This is a genomic window from Pseudomonas sp. R25(2017) (assembly GCF_002112565.1).
Taxonomy (GTDB): Bacteria; Pseudomonadota; Gammaproteobacteria; order Pseudomonadales; family Pseudomonadaceae; genus Aquipseudomonas; species Aquipseudomonas ekonensis.
On the sequence record NZ_NEHZ01000004.1, the window covers coordinates 310,287 to 327,147 of the forward strand.

Annotated in this window: 20 protein-coding genes; 8 read left to right on the top strand and 12 right to left on the bottom strand. The window is 64.2% G+C overall.

Features of this window, described 5'->3' with window-relative positions; all coding sequences use genetic code 11:
* Positions 1-89: 89 nt before the first annotated feature.
* Positions 90-818, bottom strand: coding sequence for a carbonic anhydrase (locus tag CAG31_RS07445; protein WP_085579440.1), 729 nt, complete (start codon positions 816-818; stop codon positions 90-92).
* A 236-nt stretch (positions 819-1,054) separates the two neighbouring features.
* Entirely contained in the window at positions 1,055-2,113 is a 1,059-nt protein-coding gene (locus CAG31_RS07450) for a PA0069 family radical SAM protein (RefSeq protein ID WP_085579442.1), read from the bottom strand.
* 237 nt (positions 2,114-2,350) lie between these two features.
* Here CAG31_RS07450 and CAG31_RS07455 point away from each other — a divergent pair, with 237 nt between their 5' ends.
* Entirely contained in the window at positions 2,351-2,653 is a 303-nt protein-coding gene (locus CAG31_RS07455; RefSeq protein WP_085579444.1) for a hypothetical protein, read from the top strand.
* Between the two features lie 89 nt (positions 2,654-2,742).
* Here the strand turns inward: CAG31_RS07455 and CAG31_RS07460 are convergent, their stop codons facing one another.
* From CAG31_RS07460 to CAG31_RS07470, 3 genes are read right to left on the bottom strand one after another with little or no spacing between them, the layout of a single operon-like run.
* Positions 2,743-4,029 carry a cytochrome c gene (locus CAG31_RS07460; RefSeq protein ID WP_085579446.1) on the bottom strand — a complete coding sequence of 429 codons (1,287 nt, stop codon included), beginning with the start codon at positions 4,027-4,029 and terminating at the stop codon, positions 2,743-2,745.
* Positions 4,030-4,041: 12 nt separating this feature from the next.
* A complete protein-coding gene (locus tag CAG31_RS07465) occupies positions 4,042-5,826 on the bottom strand; it encodes a GMC family oxidoreductase (RefSeq protein ID WP_085579448.1) in 1,785 nt (594 codons plus the stop codon).
* 2 nt (positions 5,827-5,828) lie between these two features.
* Complete coding sequence (locus CAG31_RS07470; RefSeq protein WP_085579450.1) at positions 5,829-6,575, bottom strand: gluconate 2-dehydrogenase subunit 3 family protein; 747 nt, start codon at positions 6,573-6,575, stop codon at positions 5,829-5,831.
* Between the two features lie 295 nt (positions 6,576-6,870).
* On the opposite strand from CAG31_RS07470, the gene CAG31_RS07475 reads away from it, so the two are divergent.
* Positions 6,871-7,515, top strand: a complete 645-nt coding sequence (locus CAG31_RS07475) for a tyrosine-protein phosphatase (RefSeq protein WP_085579452.1) — start codon at positions 6,871-6,873, stop codon at positions 7,513-7,515.
* 69 nt (positions 7,516-7,584) lie between these two features.
* Here CAG31_RS07475 and CAG31_RS07480 read toward each other — a convergent pair whose 3' ends face one another.
* Both CAG31_RS07480 and prlC read right to left on the bottom strand, forming a co-directional pair.
* A complete protein-coding gene (locus CAG31_RS07480) occupies positions 7,585-7,869 on the bottom strand; it encodes a YheV family putative zinc ribbon protein (RefSeq protein WP_085579454.1) in 285 nt (94 codons plus the stop codon).
* Positions 7,866-9,917 (bottom strand): oligopeptidase A, encoded by a 2,052-nt coding sequence (prlC, locus tag CAG31_RS07485; protein WP_085579456.1) that lies wholly within the window; start codon positions 9,915-9,917, stop codon positions 7,866-7,868. Before prlC ends, CAG31_RS07480 begins: the two co-directional genes overlap by 4 nt.
* Positions 9,918-10,020: 103 nt before the next feature.
* On the opposite strand from prlC, the gene CAG31_RS07490 reads away from it, so the two are divergent.
* Positions 10,021-10,566, top strand: a complete 546-nt coding sequence (locus tag CAG31_RS07490) for a gamma carbonic anhydrase family protein (protein WP_085579458.1) — start codon at positions 10,021-10,023, stop codon at positions 10,564-10,566.
* 28 nt (positions 10,567-10,594) lie between these two features.
* Entirely contained in the window at positions 10,595-11,245 is a 651-nt protein-coding gene (locus CAG31_RS07495) for an HAD family hydrolase (protein WP_085579460.1), read from the top strand.
* 71 nt (positions 11,246-11,316) lie between these two features.
* Here the strand turns inward: CAG31_RS07495 and CAG31_RS07500 are convergent, their stop codons facing one another.
* Complete coding sequence (locus tag CAG31_RS07500; RefSeq protein WP_085579462.1) at positions 11,317-12,405, bottom strand: aminopeptidase; 1,089 nt, start codon at positions 12,403-12,405, stop codon at positions 11,317-11,319.
* A gap of 58 nt (positions 12,406-12,463) precedes the next feature.
* On the opposite strand from CAG31_RS07500, the gene CAG31_RS07505 reads away from it, so the two are divergent.
* Both CAG31_RS07505 and CAG31_RS07510 read left to right on the top strand, forming a co-directional pair.
* The gene (locus CAG31_RS07505; protein ID WP_085579464.1) at positions 12,464-12,886 is read left to right on the top strand and encodes a hypothetical protein; all 423 of its coding nucleotides are present in this window, start codon (positions 12,464-12,466) and stop codon (positions 12,884-12,886) included.
* Between the two features lie 40 nt (positions 12,887-12,926).
* Positions 12,927-13,346 (top strand): hypothetical protein, encoded by a 420-nt coding sequence (locus tag CAG31_RS07510; RefSeq protein WP_085579466.1) that lies wholly within the window; start codon positions 12,927-12,929, stop codon positions 13,344-13,346.
* Between the two features lie 6 nt (positions 13,347-13,352).
* On the opposite strand, the gene CAG31_RS07515 is transcribed toward CAG31_RS07510, so the two are convergent.
* Positions 13,353-13,586 (bottom strand): DUF1161 domain-containing protein, encoded by a 234-nt coding sequence (locus tag CAG31_RS07515; protein WP_085579468.1) that lies wholly within the window; start codon positions 13,584-13,586, stop codon positions 13,353-13,355.
* Positions 13,587-13,842: 256 nt separating this feature from the next.
* Between CAG31_RS07515 and CAG31_RS07520 the strand changes: the two genes are divergently transcribed.
* Entirely contained in the window at positions 13,843-14,844 is a 1,002-nt protein-coding gene (locus CAG31_RS07520; protein WP_085579470.1) for an LLM class flavin-dependent oxidoreductase, read from the top strand.
* Positions 14,845-14,915: 71 nt separating this feature from the next.
* On the opposite strand, the gene CAG31_RS07525 is transcribed toward CAG31_RS07520, so the two are convergent.
* Together CAG31_RS07525 and CAG31_RS07530 are read right to left on the bottom strand one after the other, a co-directional pair.
* Complete coding sequence (locus tag CAG31_RS07525) at positions 14,916-15,140, bottom strand: DUF1161 domain-containing protein (protein WP_085579472.1); 225 nt, start codon at positions 15,138-15,140, stop codon at positions 14,916-14,918.
* 127 nt (positions 15,141-15,267) lie between these two features.
* On the bottom strand, positions 15,268-15,483 hold the full coding sequence (locus tag CAG31_RS07530) for a dodecin (protein ID WP_085579474.1): 216 nt from the start codon (positions 15,481-15,483) through the stop codon (positions 15,268-15,270).
* Between the two features lie 156 nt (positions 15,484-15,639).
* Here CAG31_RS07530 and CAG31_RS07535 point away from each other — a divergent pair, with 156 nt between their 5' ends.
* Complete coding sequence (locus CAG31_RS07535) at positions 15,640-15,966, top strand: YqjD family protein (RefSeq protein ID WP_085579476.1); 327 nt, start codon at positions 15,640-15,642, stop codon at positions 15,964-15,966.
* Here the strand turns inward: CAG31_RS07535 and CAG31_RS07540 are convergent.
* The gene (locus CAG31_RS07540; RefSeq protein ID WP_085579479.1) at positions 15,939-16,856 is read right to left on the bottom strand and encodes a LysR family transcriptional regulator; all 918 of its coding nucleotides are present in this window, start codon (positions 16,854-16,856) and stop codon (positions 15,939-15,941) included. The two genes, CAG31_RS07535 and CAG31_RS07540, sit on opposite strands and share 28 nt — an antisense overlap.
* Positions 16,857-16,861: the final 5 nt, after the last annotated feature.

Here is a 16,861-nt window from a genome sequence, read left to right on the forward strand (position 1 = left end):
GGGATTCTCCCGGACTTTTCTTCAGGCGTGGCGAGGCCGGACCGCTGAAACAGCGGCCGGCGTCAAACCACAGAGATTTTTAGGAGGATCTAGAAGCGCGCTTTTGGCGTCGCCACCGGGATCGGATGGCTGCCGTCCAGCGGCAGGAAGCAGCCCTGGTCCGCGTCGTACGCTTTGATTTCGCTGGTTTCGATGTTGTAGACCCAGCCATGGATGAACAGATGACCGTTCGCCATGCGCGAGGCTACCGAGGGATGGGTACGCAAGTGCTGCAGTTGGGCGATGACGTTTTCCTCGGTGAGGATCGGCATGCTTTCTTTTTCGTTGGCGCAGTTGCAGTTGTCCTGCACCATGGTTTTCGCGACTTCGGCGTGGCGCAGCCAGGCCTTGACCGTCGGCATCTTCTCCAGGCTGTCCGGGTTGAGCACCGCACGCATGGCGCCGCAGTCGGAGTGGCCGCAGATGATGATGTGCTGCACGCCCAGGGCGAGCACGGCGTATTCGATGGCGGTGGACACGCCACCGTTCATCTGGCCGTAGGGCGGTACGACGTTGCCGACGTTGCGGGTCACGAACAGATCGCCGGGGGAGCTCTGGGTGATCAGTTCGGGGACGATGCGCGAGTCGGCGCAGGTGATGAACATCGCCCGTGGCGACTGGGCCGTGGCGAGTTTCTTGAAGAGTTCTTCCTGCTGCGGAAAGACCTCATGATGAAAATGCAAAAAGCCGTCGACGATGTGCTTCAGCGCTGCATCGGCGGTTTCCGCCTCAGGGGCCGGCGCCGACGCAGCCAACGGCTGTTTATCCTTGTCACTCATGATTCATCCTCTTTGGCGGATTCGGGGAGTCATTCCCGTGTATTCCGGTGTGAAGCCAGTGGCTGTTCAAACATCCGGGCCGATCCTGACCCGTCAGTCACTCGATGAACAAGGTAACCGCCGAAACTTAACTCAAACTGAATCAAAGGCTCTGGAACCTGTGTTCCAGGTCACAAAAAACGTGACCGGCGCAACCGGTCGAGCGGTTCCGTCACTCAACCTTGGGGCAATTGTCGCTAAATCAGCGACATCTGGCGACCCGGCGGACAAAAGGCCGAGCAATCGAGGCCGAAGCCTTCCCGACGGTCGAGCCCCAGACGCTTCAGCGCCTTGGCGAACCGCTGGGCCAGCAGGTCGGCGAACGGCCCTTCGCCCCGCATGCGGGCGCCGAAGCGGCTGTCGTACAGCTCGCCGCCGCGGCTCTGGCGGATCAGGCTCAGCACATGGGTCGCGCGCTGCGGGTAATGCGCCTGGAGCCACTCCTCGAACAGCGGCGCCACCTCCAGCGGCAGGCGCAGCATCATGTACGCCGCGCTCTGGGCGCCGGCCGCGTGGGCCTCGGTGAGCAGGCTTTCGATCTCGCTGTCGTTGATCATCGGAATCATCGGCGAGCACAGCACGCCCACCGGGATGCCCGCTTCGCGCATCACCCGGATTGCCCGCAGCCGGGCCTTGGGCGCGGCGGCGCGGGGCTCGAGGATGCGCTTGAGCTCGTCGTCCAGGGTGGTGAGGCTGATCATCACCGCCACCAGCCTCTGTTGCGCCAGTTCGGTGAGCAGGTCGAGGTCGCGCAGGATCAGCGAACCCTTGGTGACGATTGTCACCGGATGCCGGTGGCGCAGCAGCACTTCGAGGATCTGGCGGGTGATCCGTTGCTCGCGTTCGATGGGCTGGTAGGGATCGGTGTTGGAGCCCAGGTTGATCGGCGCGCATTGGTAGCCGCGCTTGCCCAGCTGTTCTTCCAGCACCTGGGCGGCGTTGGTCTTGGCGATCAGTTTGGTTTCGAAATCCAGCCCCGGCGACAGGTCCCAGTAGGCGTGACTGGGCCGGGCGTAGCAATAGATGCAGCCGTGCTCGCAACCGCGGTACGGGTTGACCGAGCGGTCGAAGGGCAGGTCTGGTGAGGTGTTGCGGGTGATGATGGTTTTCGCCGTCTCGATCCGCACCTCGGTGCCTTGGGTCTGCGGCACTTCCTGATGCCAGCCGTCGTCCTCGGCCACCGAGCGGCTCGGCGCGAAGCGGTTGTGCGGGTTGGCGGCGGTGCCGCGGCCGCGGGGAGGCAAGGGCGTGTGCATCGGCGGTGTCCTGTGTGCTGTATGTGCATACAGTATCCTTGGTCTTCGCAAACGGCCAGTGCCGTTCGGCGATTCTGCCGCTCGGCCCCTGCGGGTTCTGACTCCGCAACGCGTCGGTATCGGGATCGTTAGTTGAGAGAAACGTGAGGTTATATATTCAGCGTAGTTTCGTTAGTTGCTATGGCGTTAGGATTGCCTGCGTTGTAACTCGGATGATTTAAATAAAAGGAATTAACCATGTCTTACCTCAATCCTCGTGGCATCTTTTTGCAGAAACTCGGCCCCACTCCGGTCAATCCCAAGGAAGTGCTGGTATCCCTGCAATTCGCGCTGAAGGAGTCCGGCTGGGATGCTGAGAACGCTGTGTCGACGGACTCCCTGGTCGATTCCCGCACACTCATCGCCGCTTCCTACGACGGCGGCAAGACGTTCACTGTTCGCAACGAAAAAGACATCGATGGCGACGGTGATATCGATGCAGACGATAAGGCCAAGTTGCTGGCGTTGGTCAAGGCTTATGTCAGTATCAAAACGCCTTGAGGCTTGGCATGCCGCGAAAGTTGCGGCGTGCAATAAAAAAGGCCCTGCCCGCATTGCCGCGGGGAGGGCCTTTTTTATGTTGCGGTGTGTCAGTGGGCAGGCTCTTGCGTCGATGCCGTCTTCATCTGTTCGGCACGCAAGTGTTTGACCTCATCTGCGCTGACCGGCGCTCCCTTGTTGCCCCAACTGCCGCGGATGAAGCTCACCACGTCCGCCACTTCCTGGTCCGACAGCCGCCAGCCGAACCCCGGCATGGTGATGGCCGACGGCGCCGCGTGGGTCGCCGGCAGCGTGCCGCCCTGGAGCACGATGTGGATCAGCGAGGTCGGGTCTTCCGATTGCAGCACCGGATTGCCCGCCAGCGCCGGGAACACGCGGGTGTAGCCGTGGCCGTCGGTGCGGTGGCAGGCCGCGCAGTTGTCGATGTACACCGCTGCGCCGCGCTGGCTGTCGTCGCCGTTCCACAGGGCCTTGGCGGCCGTTTCGTCGTATTGGTGCGGGCGGTCGGCGGGATCCTTGGCCGGCAGCGATTTCAGGTAGCGGGCGATCGCGGTCAGGTCGGCGTCAGTCATGTACTGCATGCTGTGGGTGACCACGTCGCTCATGCCGCCGAACACCGCGCTGCGGTCGCTGCGCCCGGTCTTCAGGAACTGCACCAGTTGCTCTTCGCTCCAGCCGCCGAGGCCGTCCTTGTGGTCGCCGCGCAGGTTCTTGGCGATCCAGCCTTCCAACGGTGCGCTGCCTGACAGGAAAGTGCTGCCTTCGCCTGCGCTCAGGGCCTTTTCCTGCATGGTCAGGGCCCGTGGCGTATGACAAGCGCCGCAATGTCCGAGGCCTTCCACCAGATAAGCCCCACGGCTGATGACGGCATCGTCCGAGGTAGCTTTGTAGTCCTCGACCTTCGGCGCAAACAGCCAGCGCCAGCCCGTCAGCGGCCAGCGCATGCTCAACGGCCAGGGAATGTCGCTGGCCTTGTTCTCCTGGGCCACCGGCTCGACGCCGTGCATGAAGAACGCGTACAGCGCCTTCATGTCGGTTTCGTTGACGCGGGCGTAGGACGGGTACGGCATCGCCGGGTACAGCGTGCTGCCGTTGCGGGCCACGCCATGGCGCACGGCCCGGTCGAAGTCCTCGAAGCTGTAGCCGCCGATGCCGCGCTTGTCCGGGGTGATGTTGGTCGAGTAGATCGTGCCGATCGGGGTTTCCATCGGCAGGCCGCCGGCGAACGGTTTGCCGTCCTTGGCGGTGTGGCAGGCCACGCAGTCGCCTGCGCGGGCCAGGTACTCACCTTGCCTGATCAAAGATGGATCGACGTCGGCGCCGTACAGGGAGGCACTGCCGAGCAACGCCAGGGTCGCGATAACGAAAGTCTTCATGGTCATCGCTCCTTAAGCCTGGACCAGCGGGCCGGGGTTTTTCAGGTACTGCTCGCGGATCGCCTTCGCCGACCAGTAGGTCAGGGCGGCGACCAGCCCGGTCGGGTTGTAGCCCAGACCTTGCGGGAATGCCGAGGCGCCAGGGACGAACACGTTGTGCACGTCCCAGCTCTGCAGGTAGCGGTTCAGGGCGCTGGTCTTCGGATCGGTGCCCATGATCGCGCCGCCGTTGAGGTGGGTGGTCTGGTAGGACGCGGTGTTGAAGTGCTCGCCGACCTTCTTGCTGATCACGTTGATGGCCTTGGGGCCCATGGCTTCGGCGATCTTGCCCATCTTCTCGACCATGAAGCGGTTCATCTTGATGTCGTTTTCCTGCCAGTCGAAGGTCATCCGCAGCAGCGGCAGGCCGTAGGCATCGCGGTACACCGGATCCAGATCGAGGTAGTTGCCCCGGTAGGACTGGTGTGCACCGTGGGCGTCCATCGACACCTGATGGGTGTAGTAGTCGGCGGTGGCGCGTTTCCAGGCGCTGCCCCAGGCGGGCGTGCCCGGCGGGTTGGAAGTGCCGGCGATCGGCCGGCTGCCGGCCTGGTTGACCCACATCGGCGAGCCGCCGACGAAACCGTGGGGGCCGTGGTCGAAGTTGTCGGCGTTGAAGTCGTCCACCGCCACCCCGTTGCCGCCGGCGCCGATGAAGTTGTTGGTGTGGGTGTCCTTGTCGAAGAACGCCTTGATCGTGGCCATGTTCTGGTAGGCGAAGTTGCGTCCGACCACGCCTTCGCCGCTGACCGGGTCATACGGTTTGCCGATGCCGGACAGCAGCATCAGCCGCACGTTGTGCAGCTGGAACGCGCCGAGGATCACCAGATCCGCCGGCTGCTCGATCTCCCGGCCCTGGCCGTCGACGTAGGTGACGCCGGTGGCCTTGGTCTTGCTGCTGTCGAGGTTGACCCGAAGCACATGGGCGTTGGGCCGCAGCTCGAAATTCGGCAAAGGCTTGAGCGCCGGCAGGATGTTCACGTTCGGCGAGGCTTTGGAGTACATGTAGCAGACGTAGCCGCTGCAGAATCCGCAGAAGTTGCACGGGCCCATCTGTGCACCGTAGGGGTTGGTGTAAGGTCCCGAGGTATTGGCGGAAGGAAGGTTGTAGGGTTTGTAGCCGACCTCCGTGGCCGCTTTGCCGAACAGCTGTGCGGAAACGGTGTTTTTCTGCGATTCCAGCGGGAACGGGTTCGAACGATCCGGCGCATAGGGGTTGCCGCCCTTGCCCTGGCCCACCAGTTGCCCCTTCACCGTCCAGGCCTGGCCGGAGGTGCCGAAGACCTTTTCGGCGAAGTCGAAGAACGGCTCCAGCTCTTCATAGCTGACGCCGAAGTCCTGGATGGTCATGTCCTTGGGGATGAAGTGCTTGCCGTAGCGCTCTTCGTAGTGGCTGCGCATGCGCAGCTCGATCGGATCGACCCGAAAGTGCACGCCCGACCAGTGCAGGCCTGCACCGCCCACGCCGTTGCCCGGCAGGAACGCGCCCAATTGGCGGTTCGGCAGGGCGATGTCGTTGACGCTGTGGCGGATGGTGACGGTTTCCTTGGAAACGTCCTGGAAGAGTTTTTTCCGCACGCTGTAGGTGAGTTCGTCGATCACCTGGGGATAGTTGCCGTCAGGGTAGGTGTCCTGCATCGGCCCGCGCTCCAGCGCCAGCACGTTGAGGCCAGCCTCGGTCAGCTCCTTGGCCATGATTGCGCCGGTCCAGCCGAAGCCGACGATCACCGCATCTACTTTTTTCATTACCGTTGCCATGTTCACGCCCTCTCGCCGCGGATCGAAACGGCCGGGAAGGGGTACGCCTCGTTGCGCTCCACCCAGTCCATGAAGTCGGCGCGGGCGCCGGGGAAGCCGATCAGGGTCCAGCCGACCATGCCTTTATTGCCGCCGTGGATCGGGTCGCAGAAGAACCCTTCCTTGGTGTTCTGCAGCAGCAGACTGAAGAAAACCTTGGCCGGGACGGCGTCGAACTGCGGTTTTCCGGCTTCGAGCTGCCTGAGCAATTCGTCTCGGGTAGCGCTGTCTTGCTCGGCAAATGTTTTGCCGTTGAGGGATTTTGCCCACTGATCCGCAGCGGCGATGCCCAGGCGATAGATCTCTTTGGGCACCAGTTTGCTCTGCCAGCCCATTTCCGGCGCGGCGTCGGCGTTGAACGGGCCTTGCATGTACCACAGGGCGCCGGCGGCGTAAGGCGTGTTCATCTGACGGTCGATGTATTCCGGCACGCCGGCTTCGAGGGCGCCGGGGCCTTGGGCGTCGTTGGGGATCAACTGCGCGACGGCGGCGTTGATGAACGCCCACTCTTCGGCGGTGAAATAGCTTGGCTGATACTCGCCCGTCTGGGCCGCAGCCGGTTTTGCGGCAGGCGCAGCAGGCGCGGCTTCAGGGGCGGCCTGCAGCACGCTGCTGCCCAGACCGCTGCCGGCCAGGGTGACGACGGGAATCAGGGTCAGGGACTTGCGCAAGAACTCACGCCGCGGGTTGTCTCGACTTTCATCAGACATGGGGGTGCACCTCATCAGGCATTGATGGTTGTCAGCCGCCTCTGCGGGTGGCTTAAGGTTGTTTGGCTGCGACGTGGCCGGAACGGCCAGGAGAAGGGGAACGCGTCTGCAACATCATGTGACAAATGGTAGCAGGCTAAGCATCGAGATGAATCGATTCATCTGAAAAAACCGTGATTGCGACGAAGGGCACCGGTCGGTTCACGATTCTTTGACAAGCGCCTCACAGGGATTTGACTGCCGAACCCTGAAGCTGCGAGGCCCTTCCATCATGAATCCCTACGGTCCACCGAGCATGTCCCGATTGCGTTTCCTCCCCGCCATGTGTCTTTCGCTTGCTGTCGTGTTGCACTGGGTGCCGGTCCAGGCCGCCGAGGCTCCGGCGGCCCGTCCTGCCGAATGGGCGCAGCCGGTGGAGGTGCAATACAACCTGTTCCAGATGTCGCCGACCCTCTACCGCAGCGCGTTGCCCGACGGCGGCGCCGTGCCGCTGCTGAAGAACCTGAAGGTGGCCACGGTCATCAACTTCTTGCCGGAGTCCGACTCGGGCTGGCTGAAGTCCCCTGGCGTGAACCTTGTGCAGTTGCCTTACCGCACCAACCACGTGGATGACAGTGATGTGCTCAAGACGTTGCGTGCGATCCAGACCGCCGAGGCCGAGGGCCCGGTGCTGATGCACTGCAAGCACGGCTCCGACCGCACCGGCCTGATGGCGGCGATGTACCGAATCGTGGTGCAGGGCTGGAGCAAGGAAGATGCGCTGAATGAGATGACTCAGGGCGGGTTTGGCGAAAGCGGGCACTTCAAGGACGGCGTCCGCTACGTGATGCAGGCCGATGTCGACAAGTTGCGTACGGCGCTGGCCAATGGCGACTGCAGCACCAGCCCCTTCGCCACGTGCTCGATGAAGAGCTGGTTCCAGAGCGTCAACCTCAAGTGAACCGGACCTTCTGCGGCGAGGCACTGGCGCCCTCGCCGCAGAGGCTCCCTGTCCGGGGCTGACGGCAGGTCAGTCGTCTGACTTTTTCTTCAGCTTCGGATTCGGGAAGAACTGCACCGCCTGCACGCTCTTGTCCGGCGCAGGCTTGAGCGCGACGGTGTTGACCCGCGTGCCCAGCTCCTTCGGAACCGACAGGCCTTGCTCGTTGAGCGTGTCCGCGTAACCGCAGGCCACGCATTCGCGATGGGGAATGTCGTCCTCGCTCCACATCATCAGCTTGTCCGGCTCGCTGCACGCCGGGCAGACCGCTCCGGCGATAAAGCGTTTCTTCGTCTTCACAGGTGCCTCGCTCATGCTGCCGCGTCCTCGCTCAGGCCGCTGTGACGCAAGAGTGCGTCAATCGACGGCTCACGGCCACGGAAGTCGACGAACAGCACCATCGGCTCCTGCGAGCCACCGCGGGCCAGGATGGCTTCGCGGAAGGCGCGGCCGGTGTCGGCGTTGAGCACGCCGTCCTCTTCGAACTTGGAGAACGCATCCGCCGACAGCACTTCCGCCCACTTGTAGCTGTAGTAGCCGGCCGCATAACCGCCGGCGAAGATGTGGGCGAAGCTGTTGGGGAAGCGGTTGTAGGCCGGCGGACGCATCACCGAGACCTCGTCGCGCACGCCTTCGAGCACTTGCAGCACGCTGCGGCCGTCGCCGTGGGTGGCGTGCAGCTCGAAGTCGAACAGCGAGAACTCCAGTTGGCGCACCATCATCAGGCCGGACTGGAAGTTCTTCGCCGCGAGCATTTTCTCCAGCAGGTCCTGGGGCAGCGGTTCGCCGGTTTCGTAATGGCCGGAGATCAGCGCCAGGCCTTCCGGCTCCCAGCACCAGTTCTCCATGAACTGGCTCGGCAGCTCGACCGCATCCCACGCCACGCCGTTGATGCCGGACACGCCGGCATGGTCGACGCGGGTCAGCAGGTGGTGCAGGCCATGGCCGAATTCGTGGAACAGGGTGGTGACTTCATCGTGGGTCAGCAGCGCCGGCTTGCCGCTGTCGGCCGGGGTGAAGTTGCACACCAGGTTGGCCACCGGGCTCTGCAGCACGCCTTCGACGGTGCGGCGACGGTCGCGGGCGCCGTCCATCCAGGCGCCGCCGCGCTTGTTGGCGCGGGCGTACAGGTCGAAGAAGAAGCGGCCCACGTGCTGGCCGTTTTCCTTGATCTCGAACAGGCGCACGTCCGGATGCCAGGCGTCGAAGCCTTTGAGCTCGGCGATCTCGATGCCGTACAGGCGCTGGACGATGGCGAACAGGCCGCTGAGCACCTTGTCGATCGGGAAGTAGGCGCGCAGGGTTTCCTGGGCCACGCTGTAGCGTTGTTCACGCAGCTTTTCGCCGTAGAAGCCGCTGTCCCAGCTCTGCAGGTCCGCGCAGCCCTGCTCGGCGGCGTAGGCCTTGAGCTGCTGCAGGTCCTGGGCGGCGAACGGCTTGCTGCGCTTGGCCAGATCGCGCAAGAAGCTCAACACCTGGTCGCTGGACTCGGCCATCTTGGTGGCCAGGCTCAGTTCGGAGAAGCTGGCGAAACCCAGGAGCTTGGCCAGTTCCTGGCGCAGGTCGAGGATCTCGTCCATCACCGGACCGTTGTCGTTCTGGCCGGCGTTCGGGCCTTGGTCCGAGGCTCGGGTGCAGTAGGCGGCGTAGACTTCCTCGCGCAGCGCGCGGTCCTGGGCGTAGGTCATCACCGCGTAGTAGCTGGGGAACTCCAGGGTGATCAGCCAGCCGTCCAGCCCCTTGGCCTGGGCGGCGGCGGCCATCTGCGCCTTGGCCGAGTCGGTCAGGCCGGCGAGGGCGGCCTCGTCGGTGAGGTGCTTGGTCCAGGCCTGGGTGGCGTCGAGCAACTGGTTGGAGAAGCGGCTGCCCAGCTCCGACAGTTTGCTCTGCACTTCGGCGTAGCGCTTCTGCTCGGCTTCCGGCAGGTCGATGCCCGACAGGCGGAAGTCGCGCAGGGCGTGCTCAAGGATGGTTTTCTGGCCCACGTCGAAGCCGGCGGCTTCCGGGCTGTTGGCCAGCGCTTCGTACGCCTGGAACAGCTCGCGGTTCTGGCCCATCTCGGTGGAGTAGGCGCTCAGGGCCGGCAGGCAGGCCTCGTAGGCTTCGCGCAGTTCGGCGCTGTTGCACACGGCGTTGAGGTGGCTGACCGGGCTCCAGGCGGCGCCGAGGCGGTCGTTGAGTTCGTCCATCGCCAGCACCAGGCCGGCCCAGGTCGGGTTCGTGCCCTGGGCCTTGAGGATCTCGGCGATGGCGGCGCGGTTGTCGGCCAGGATGGTTTCGATGGCGGGCTGCACGTGTTCGGCACGGATCGCGGAGAACGGCGGCAGGTCGTAGGGCTGCAGAAGTGGGTTGTTCACGCTCACGGTTGGCACCTTGGCAGAAGGGAACAGGCATTTAGAATCGTGGGCCCATCTTAATTACAATCGGCAGCGACCGCAGCTATCGGCGACAGAGAGAGAACTTATCGTGTCCCTTCGCAAGTACCAGAACCACACCCCGCGCCTTGGCAAAGGCGCCTTTGTCGACGGCTCCGCGGTGGTGATCGGCGACGTCGAAATCGGCGAAGACAGCTCCGTGTGGCCGCTGACCGTGATCCGCGGCGATATGCACCGCATCCGCATCGGTGCGCGCACCAGCATCCAGGACGGCTGCGTGCTGCACATCACCCACGCCGGCCCCTTCAACCCGGACGGTTTCCCGTGCCTGATCGGCGACGACGTGACCGTCGCCCACAAAGTCATGCTGCACGGCTGCACGGTGGGCAGCCGGGTGCTGATCGGCATGGGCAGCATCGTCATGGACGGCGCGGTGGTCGAGGACGACGTGATCGTCGGCGCCGGCAGCCTGGTGCCGCCGGGCAAGCGCCTGGAAAGCGGCTTCCTGTACGTGGGCAGCCCGGTGAAGCAGGCCCGGCCGCTGACCGACAAGGAACGCGCCTTTTTCACCTACAGCGCGGCGAACTACGTGAAGCTCAAGGATCTGCACCTGGCCGAAGGCTACGACCAGATCTGAACCGTCCCGCACAAGCCCAGGAATTTTCATGCATTACCAGACCGTACTGTTCGACCTCGACGGCACCCTGACCGACCCGCGCGAGGGTATCACCCGCTCCATCCAGTTCGCCTTGGCCAAGCTCGGCATCGACGAGCCGGACCTGAGCAAGCTGGAACACTTCATCGGCCCGCCGCTGCTGCAGGCGTTCATGCAGTTCTATGGCTTCGACGAGGCCAAGGCGTGGGAGGCGGTGAATTTCTACCGTGAGCGCTTCAAGGTCACCGGTCTCTACGAAAACCGGGTGTTCGACGGTGTCATGCCGTTGCTGGAAACCCTCGGTGACCAGGGCCGGCAACTGTACATCGCGACCTCCAAACCCTGGGTGTTCGCCCGGGAGATCGCCCGTCATTTCGATTTCGCCCGGCACTTCAAGGTGATCTACGGCAGCGAACTGGACGGCACCCGCACCGACAAGGTCGAGCTGATTGCCCATTTGATCGCCGAGGAAGGACTGGATCCGGCCGACACACTGATGATCGGCGACCGCAAGCACGACCTGATCGGCGCACGCCGCAACGGGCTGGACGCGGCGGCGGTGGGCTATGGGTTCGGCAGCCATGAGGAGCTGAGCGCCGAGGCACCGGCCTATCACTTCGAGACGCTGGACGAGCTGCATCAGGCGTTCCTGCGGCGCTGATCGGGCAGCCATCGCCAGCAGGCTGGCTCCCACACGTGTTGAGGCGTTTCTGTGGGAACCAGCCGGTCGGTTCAGCCGGCTGGTTCAGGGTTCGCCAAGGCCTTGAGCGCCGACTTGCGCTCAACTGCGCCCAATTTGCCTAACTTCTCGACTTCGGCGTAGAACCTCACCCAATCCCCACCCACCTGCCCGAACAGCGCCGCAAACGCCGGCACCCACTGGTCATACAGCCCGAACGGCAACAGCCGCGCATTGTTCAGCGGCGCGTTCACCCACGCATCGTAGCGTTTGTCCCCGGCCCACTGCCGGTCACGCAGGGCCCGGTAATCCCGGCGAAACCGTTCGAACGCCTCGGCCTTGCGCTGGCGCATGACCTCGGCCGCCAGCGGTTGTGCGTAGAGCGCTTCCAGACGGGCACGGGTGTCGAGGATCAGGCCGATGAACTGGTCGCGCTGCTGCAGGCGCGAGCCGTTGTCCGGCGCCAGCCCGCGGAACGCCCGCCATTGCCGCGTGCCTTCCTGCTCGACGAACGTGGCGAAGGACTCGTTGAACTCGGTGTCGTCCTGCACATAGAAGCGCTGATGGGCCAGTTCGTGAAAGATCAGCGTGGCCAGGCGCTCGTCGCCCCAGCCCGTCATCGAATTGAGGATCGGGTCGTTGAACCAGCCCAGGGTCGAATAGGCCTCGACGCCGCCGATCGACACGTCCATGCCCTTGAGGCGCTGGATCGCCGCTTCGCCCCGGGCCGCGCCCTGGCTGTAGTAGCCGCGGTAGGCCACGCAGCCGGCGATGGGGAAGCAATGGTTTTGCGGGCTCAAGGAGAACTCCGGGGTGGCGAACACGTTCCACACCACGAACGGCCGGCCGATGTCGGCGTAGAGCCGGTAGCTCTGGTTGTCCGGCAGGTGCAGGTGACGGCTGGCGAAGTCCCGGGCCTTCTGCGACTCGGCCAGGTGCGCGCGCAGTTTGGGGTCGCGGGCGGGGTCGGCGATCACCTCGGCGACCGGTTCCCGGGCCCGCAGCAGTTGCAGCTGACCGCCGGCCAACTGGCTGTAGTAACTGAGGCTTGCGCAACCGTTGAGCAGCAAAAGCAAAACACCCGGAAACAAAATCCGCAAAACGCGATCAAGTAACCCAAGGCTGGGTAGCGGCCTGAACAAAATAAGAAACCCCCGGACAGTCTGCCCGCAAGACTATCCCGCCCATAGGAGCTTCGCCATGCGCAAGTTGATGCTGACCGCCGGCCTGCTGACGCTGACCGGCTGTGCCGGATTCGGAATGCCCGCCCCTGACCCTTCGCAAGCCTGGATCGACCTGGAGTCCCGCCAGCAGGACACGGCGCTGCAGGCTCTGGAGGTCGATGCCAGGGCGGCGGTCGACAAACGATATTTCGAAGTGCAGCCCGGCAGCCATGAGCTGAAGGTGCGTTACCAGTTCCCGGTGGAGGCGACCAACATCGGCCCGGATGCGGAGCCGCTGTGGCGCGATTGCCGGTTGAGCCTGACCTTCAAGGACTTCAACGCCGGCGAGCGCTATCAGTTGCAGGCCGGCAACATCGGTTTCCGGCCATGGGCCAAACTGTACGATCAGCAGCGCAAGGTGGTGGGGCAGGCCAAGCCGGCGGGCTGTCAGCGCACCTGATCGGCGTTATGCTGGGTGCCCGAATCCACGGACATTCATCATGCGCACGTTGATGCTGTTGCTGGCGGCCGGCCTGATCGCCGGTTGCCAGACGCCGATGCCGCCGGTCGATCCCGCGATGGCCTGGGTCGACTTCTCGACGCCCACCCCTGGCGGCAAGTTGTTGATGGCCGAGCGGCTCGACAACCAGCGCCTGAGGGACGGGCGCTTCTTTCAGGTCACACCCGGCAGCCACGAACTGCGGGTGCGCTTCGACTTTGAGGTGTTCGGCGGCGGCGGCAGCCTGATGACCGGGCCCGTCGAGCGCCTGTGCTACCTGACTATCCGCTACGATCATTTCGAGGCGGGCCAGCGCTACCTGCTCGAAGGCCGCTCCCTGGCTTTCACGCCGAGCGCCCGGCTGTACAACGCCAAGCGGGAAATCGTCGCCGAGGACCGTGAGGTCAACTGCATCATCTAGCCCGGATCAGCGGTCGTTCTTCTGGTAGATGATCTTCTTCGTGCCGTTTTCGCACGAGCCGACGACCATGTTCTGATCGTGGACTTCCTCGTTGGCGACAATCTCCAGGGTGTAGGAGGTCACGCCCTGGGCCTGGATCTTGGCTTCGATCTCGGCCTTGAGTTCCTCGCAGGGTTTCGGGGCCGCCAGCACTGCACTGGCCAGGGTCAGACCAAACACCGCCACAGCAAAACGTTTCATGGTTGAAGCTCCCTCGACGCAGCGCGCACGAAGATGCGCGAAGGCTGCGGTCAACCATTCGACCACCGTTTGGCCGGGCAGGTTCTGACCCGGCTCAAACCTCTGCCCCATGAGAATCGTTGACTTTTTTAGTAGGAATTTTCCAATCGGCTATTGAAACTCGGGTATATGCCCTCATTGCACAGGACACGCCTATGAACGGGGCAGGTCGGCGTTCGCATGGATGAACCTGCACCCTCACCCGGAGAAGCACTTTATGAAGCAACTGTCCGACGTAAAGTTTTCCACCCTCGATCTGGTGCCGGTGCGCGAGAACGGCAGCCCCGGCCAGTCGCTGCGCAACTCGCTGGATCTGGCCCGGCACGTGGAGAAGTTCGGCTACACCCGGTTCTGGGTCGCCGAGCACCACAACATGGACGGCATCGCCAGTTCCGCCACCTCGGTGTTGCTGGCCTACCTGGCGGGCGGCACGTCGAGCATCCGCGTCGGCTCCGGCGGGGTGATGCTGCCCAACCATGCGCCGCTGGTGATCGCCGAACAGTTCGGCACCCTGGAGAGCCTGTATCCGGGCCGGATCGACCTGGGCCTGGGCCGTGCGCCCGGCTCCGACCAGATGACCGCCCGGGCGTTGCGCCGTGAGCGTTCCGGCAGCGCCGACGATTTTCCCGAGGACGTCGCCGAACTGGTGCGCTACCTCGGCCCGCGCACCCCGGACCAACGGGTGATCGCGATGCCGGGCACCGGCACCCAGGTGCCGGTGTGGCTGCTGGGCTCCAGCCTGTTCAGTGCGCAACTGGCGGGCCAGCGGGGCCTGCCCTACGCCTTCGCCTCACACTTCGCCCCGCGCTACATGCACGAGGCGATCCGCGTCTACCGCAACCACTTCCAGCCGTCGGCGGTGCTCGACAAGCCGTACGTGATGCTGGGCGTGCCGCTGGTGGCGGCCGACACCGACGAGCAGGCCGATTACCTGGCCACCTCGGTGTACCAGCGGATCCTGGCGCTGATGCGTGGGCAAAGCCTGGTGCAAAGGCCGCCGGTGAAGACCATGGACGGCCTGTGGCTGCCCCATGAGCGCGAGGCGGTGGGGGACTTCCTCGGCTTGGCGATGGTCGGCGGTCCGCAGAAGATCCGCGCCAAGCTGGAGGTGCTGATCGAGCAGACCCAGGCCGATGAACTGATCTTCACCTGCGACCTGTACGAGCACGCTGACCGGCTGCATTCCTATGAGCTGCTGGCGCAGGTGATGAAGGGCTGAGTCCGTTTCGCTGGAAACGATGGCCACAAAAAAGCCGACGCGTTGCGTCGGCTTTTGATTTTCAGGCGCCGTCAGCCTCGCTTGTAGACGATTTCCTTGGCGCCGGCTTCGCATTTGCCGACGACCTTGCCGCCCGCCGCTGCCCCCTTGTCCACGATCTCCAGCGAATAGCCGGAAACGCCCTTGGCATCCAGCTTGGCCGCGATCTCGGCCTTAAGTTCCTCACACGACTTGCCGGCAGCGAATGCGCCACCCGCAAGGCTCAACAAACCTACCGCCAACATGAACTTCTTCATCGGTTGCACTCCCTGGTCGGATCGAAAGAGACGGCACCGGAGCGTTCGTCCGGTGCGCTCGCCCTGTAGCGCTTTGCCATTCCTATGGCACTCGGCCAGCGCGCAAGTTCAGAAGCGTAGACCAAACTCAGCTGCTGGCAATCCGGAACCCGACCTTGAGGGTCACCTGAAAATGGGCGGCCTTGCCGTCCCTGATGTGGCCGCGGGTCTCGGTCACTTCGAACCATTCCATGTACTTGACGCTCTTGCTGGCTTCGGCCAGCGCGTTGTTGATGGCGTCTTCGATGCTGCTGGTGGACGAACCGACCAGCTCGATCTTCTTGTAGGTGTGATGGTCGCTCATGGCGCTCTCCTTGAAGTGTGCCATAGAGCCTAGCAGCGATTTGCCGTGTCGGTTCCGGCATGCCGCGGGGGAGGCGGCTCAGATTTTCTGCACTTTCCGGGACGGGCGAAGTCCCAACCATCACACGCCGTTTCTCACCAATGCAGGAGAACCACCATGGCCAACACCTCGTTACGCAAAGCTTCGCTGCAAAGCATGGAAGCCGAGATCGAGAGTCTGCTCAAGTCGCTGGAAAGCCTGAAGGACGACGCTTCGGACGAGTCGCGCAAGACCCTCAAGGCACTCACGGGCAATGCCGAAAGTGCGTTGCGGCATTCGCGCAGCCTGCTCAGCGACGCCTATGAAGAGGTCAAGACCAAGACCCGCGAGACCGGGATCGCCACCCGTGACTACGCGCAGGAACATCCCTGGACGACCGCCGGCGTGGCGGTCGGTGCGTTGGGCCTGCTGGCCGCTTACCTGCTGTTCAAGCGCGGCGAGTGATCGGTCTGGCGCAATTCGTTCTTCAGCCATTGCGCCAATTGCCGGGCGCGCCCGTCGGCGGCGCGCTTGGGCAGCCATAGCGCCAGTCGCGCCGGGGTTTCGCAAAAGCCCCACGGCGCGATCAGGCGCCCAGCCTTCAAGTCTTCCGTCACCAGCGGTTCCGGCGCGATGGCCACGCCGAGGCCGGCGACCGCCGCCTCCAGCAAGTAATACAGATGCTCGAAACCCTGCCCCAGCTTCAGCGCCTTGGCGTCGAGGCCGCTTTGCCGTGCCCAGGCCGGCCAGGCTTGCGGACGGGAGGTGGTGTGCAGCACCGGCTCGCTCAACAGGGCCTCGGCCGGTGCGCCGTGCAGCCTGGCGGCGCCGCTGAACAACGGGCTCATGACCGGGCCGATGCGCTCGGCGGCCAGCTCGTAGACTTGCATGTCCGCCGGCCATGGCGGTTCGGCGAACAGCAGCAGGGCGTCGAGGCCGGGCCGCCGGGGGTCGAGGTCGCCTTCGCCGGCCGACAGGTGCAGGCGCAGGTCCGGCAAGTCTGCGTTCAGCCGTCCCAGCCGTGGAATGAACCAGCGTGCCAGCAGGCTGCCGGAGCAGCCGAGCACGAACGGGGCGTCGGCGGTGCTCTGGCTGAGTTCGGCGCACACGTTGCGCAGCCGCTCGAACGCTTCGCCGCTGACGTCCCGCAGCCGGGCGCCGGCATCTGTGAGTTTCAGGCCGCGCCCTTCCTTGATGAACAGGCTCACGCCCAAGTGTTCTTCCAACACCTTGAGCTGGCGGCTGACGGCGCCGTGGGTGACGTGAAGCTGCTCGGCGGCCTGGCTGACACTGTTCAGCCGGGCGGTGGCCTCGAAGGCGCGCAGGGCGTTCAGCGGGGGGAGGTCATGGCTCATTTTAT

Coding starts and splice junctions, on each gene's coding strand:
- CAG31_RS07450 (WP_085579442.1), bottom strand. CDS start 2,113: ATGCACACGCCCTTGCCTCCCCGCGGCCGCGGCACCGCCGCCAACCCG.
- CAG31_RS07515 (WP_085579468.1), bottom strand. CDS start 13,586: ATGAAACGTTTTGCTGTGGCGGTGTTTGGTCTGACCCTGGCCAGTGCA.
- CAG31_RS07520 (WP_085579470.1), top strand. CDS start 13,843: ATGAAGCAACTGTCCGACGTAAAGTTTTCCACCCTCGATCTGGTGCCG.
- CAG31_RS07465 (WP_085579448.1), bottom strand. CDS start 5,826: ATGGCAACGGTAATGAAAAAAGTAGATGCGGTGATCGTCGGCTTCGGC.
- CAG31_RS07445 (WP_085579440.1), bottom strand. CDS start 818: ATGAGTGACAAGGATAAACAGCCGTTGGCTGCGTCGGCGCCGGCCCCT.
- CAG31_RS07460 (WP_085579446.1), bottom strand. CDS start 4,029: ATGAAGACTTTCGTTATCGCGACCCTGGCGTTGCTCGGCAGTGCCTCC.
- CAG31_RS07455 (WP_085579444.1), top strand. CDS start 2,351: ATGTCTTACCTCAATCCTCGTGGCATCTTTTTGCAGAAACTCGGCCCC.
- CAG31_RS07535 (WP_085579476.1), top strand. CDS start 15,640: ATGGCCAACACCTCGTTACGCAAAGCTTCGCTGCAAAGCATGGAAGCC.
- CAG31_RS07480 (WP_085579454.1), bottom strand. CDS start 7,869: ATGAGCGAGGCACCTGTGAAGACGAAGAAACGCTTTATCGCCGGAGCG.
- CAG31_RS07540 (WP_085579479.1), bottom strand. CDS start 16,856: ATGAGCCATGACCTCCCCCCGCTGAACGCCCTGCGCGCCTTCGAGGCC.
- CAG31_RS07505 (WP_085579464.1), top strand. CDS start 12,464: ATGCGCAAGTTGATGCTGACCGCCGGCCTGCTGACGCTGACCGGCTGT.
- CAG31_RS07510 (WP_085579466.1), top strand. CDS start 12,927: ATGCGCACGTTGATGCTGTTGCTGGCGGCCGGCCTGATCGCCGGTTGC.
- CAG31_RS07530 (WP_085579474.1), bottom strand. CDS start 15,483: ATGAGCGACCATCACACCTACAAGAAGATCGAGCTGGTCGGTTCGTCC.
- CAG31_RS07475 (WP_085579452.1), top strand. CDS start 6,871: ATGTCCCGATTGCGTTTCCTCCCCGCCATGTGTCTTTCGCTTGCTGTC.
- CAG31_RS07470 (WP_085579450.1), bottom strand. CDS start 6,575: ATGTCTGATGAAAGTCGAGACAACCCGCGGCGTGAGTTCTTGCGCAAG.
- CAG31_RS07525 (WP_085579472.1), bottom strand. CDS start 15,140: ATGAAGAAGTTCATGTTGGCGGTAGGTTTGTTGAGCCTTGCGGGTGGC.
- CAG31_RS07495 (WP_085579460.1), top strand. CDS start 10,595: ATGCATTACCAGACCGTACTGTTCGACCTCGACGGCACCCTGACCGAC.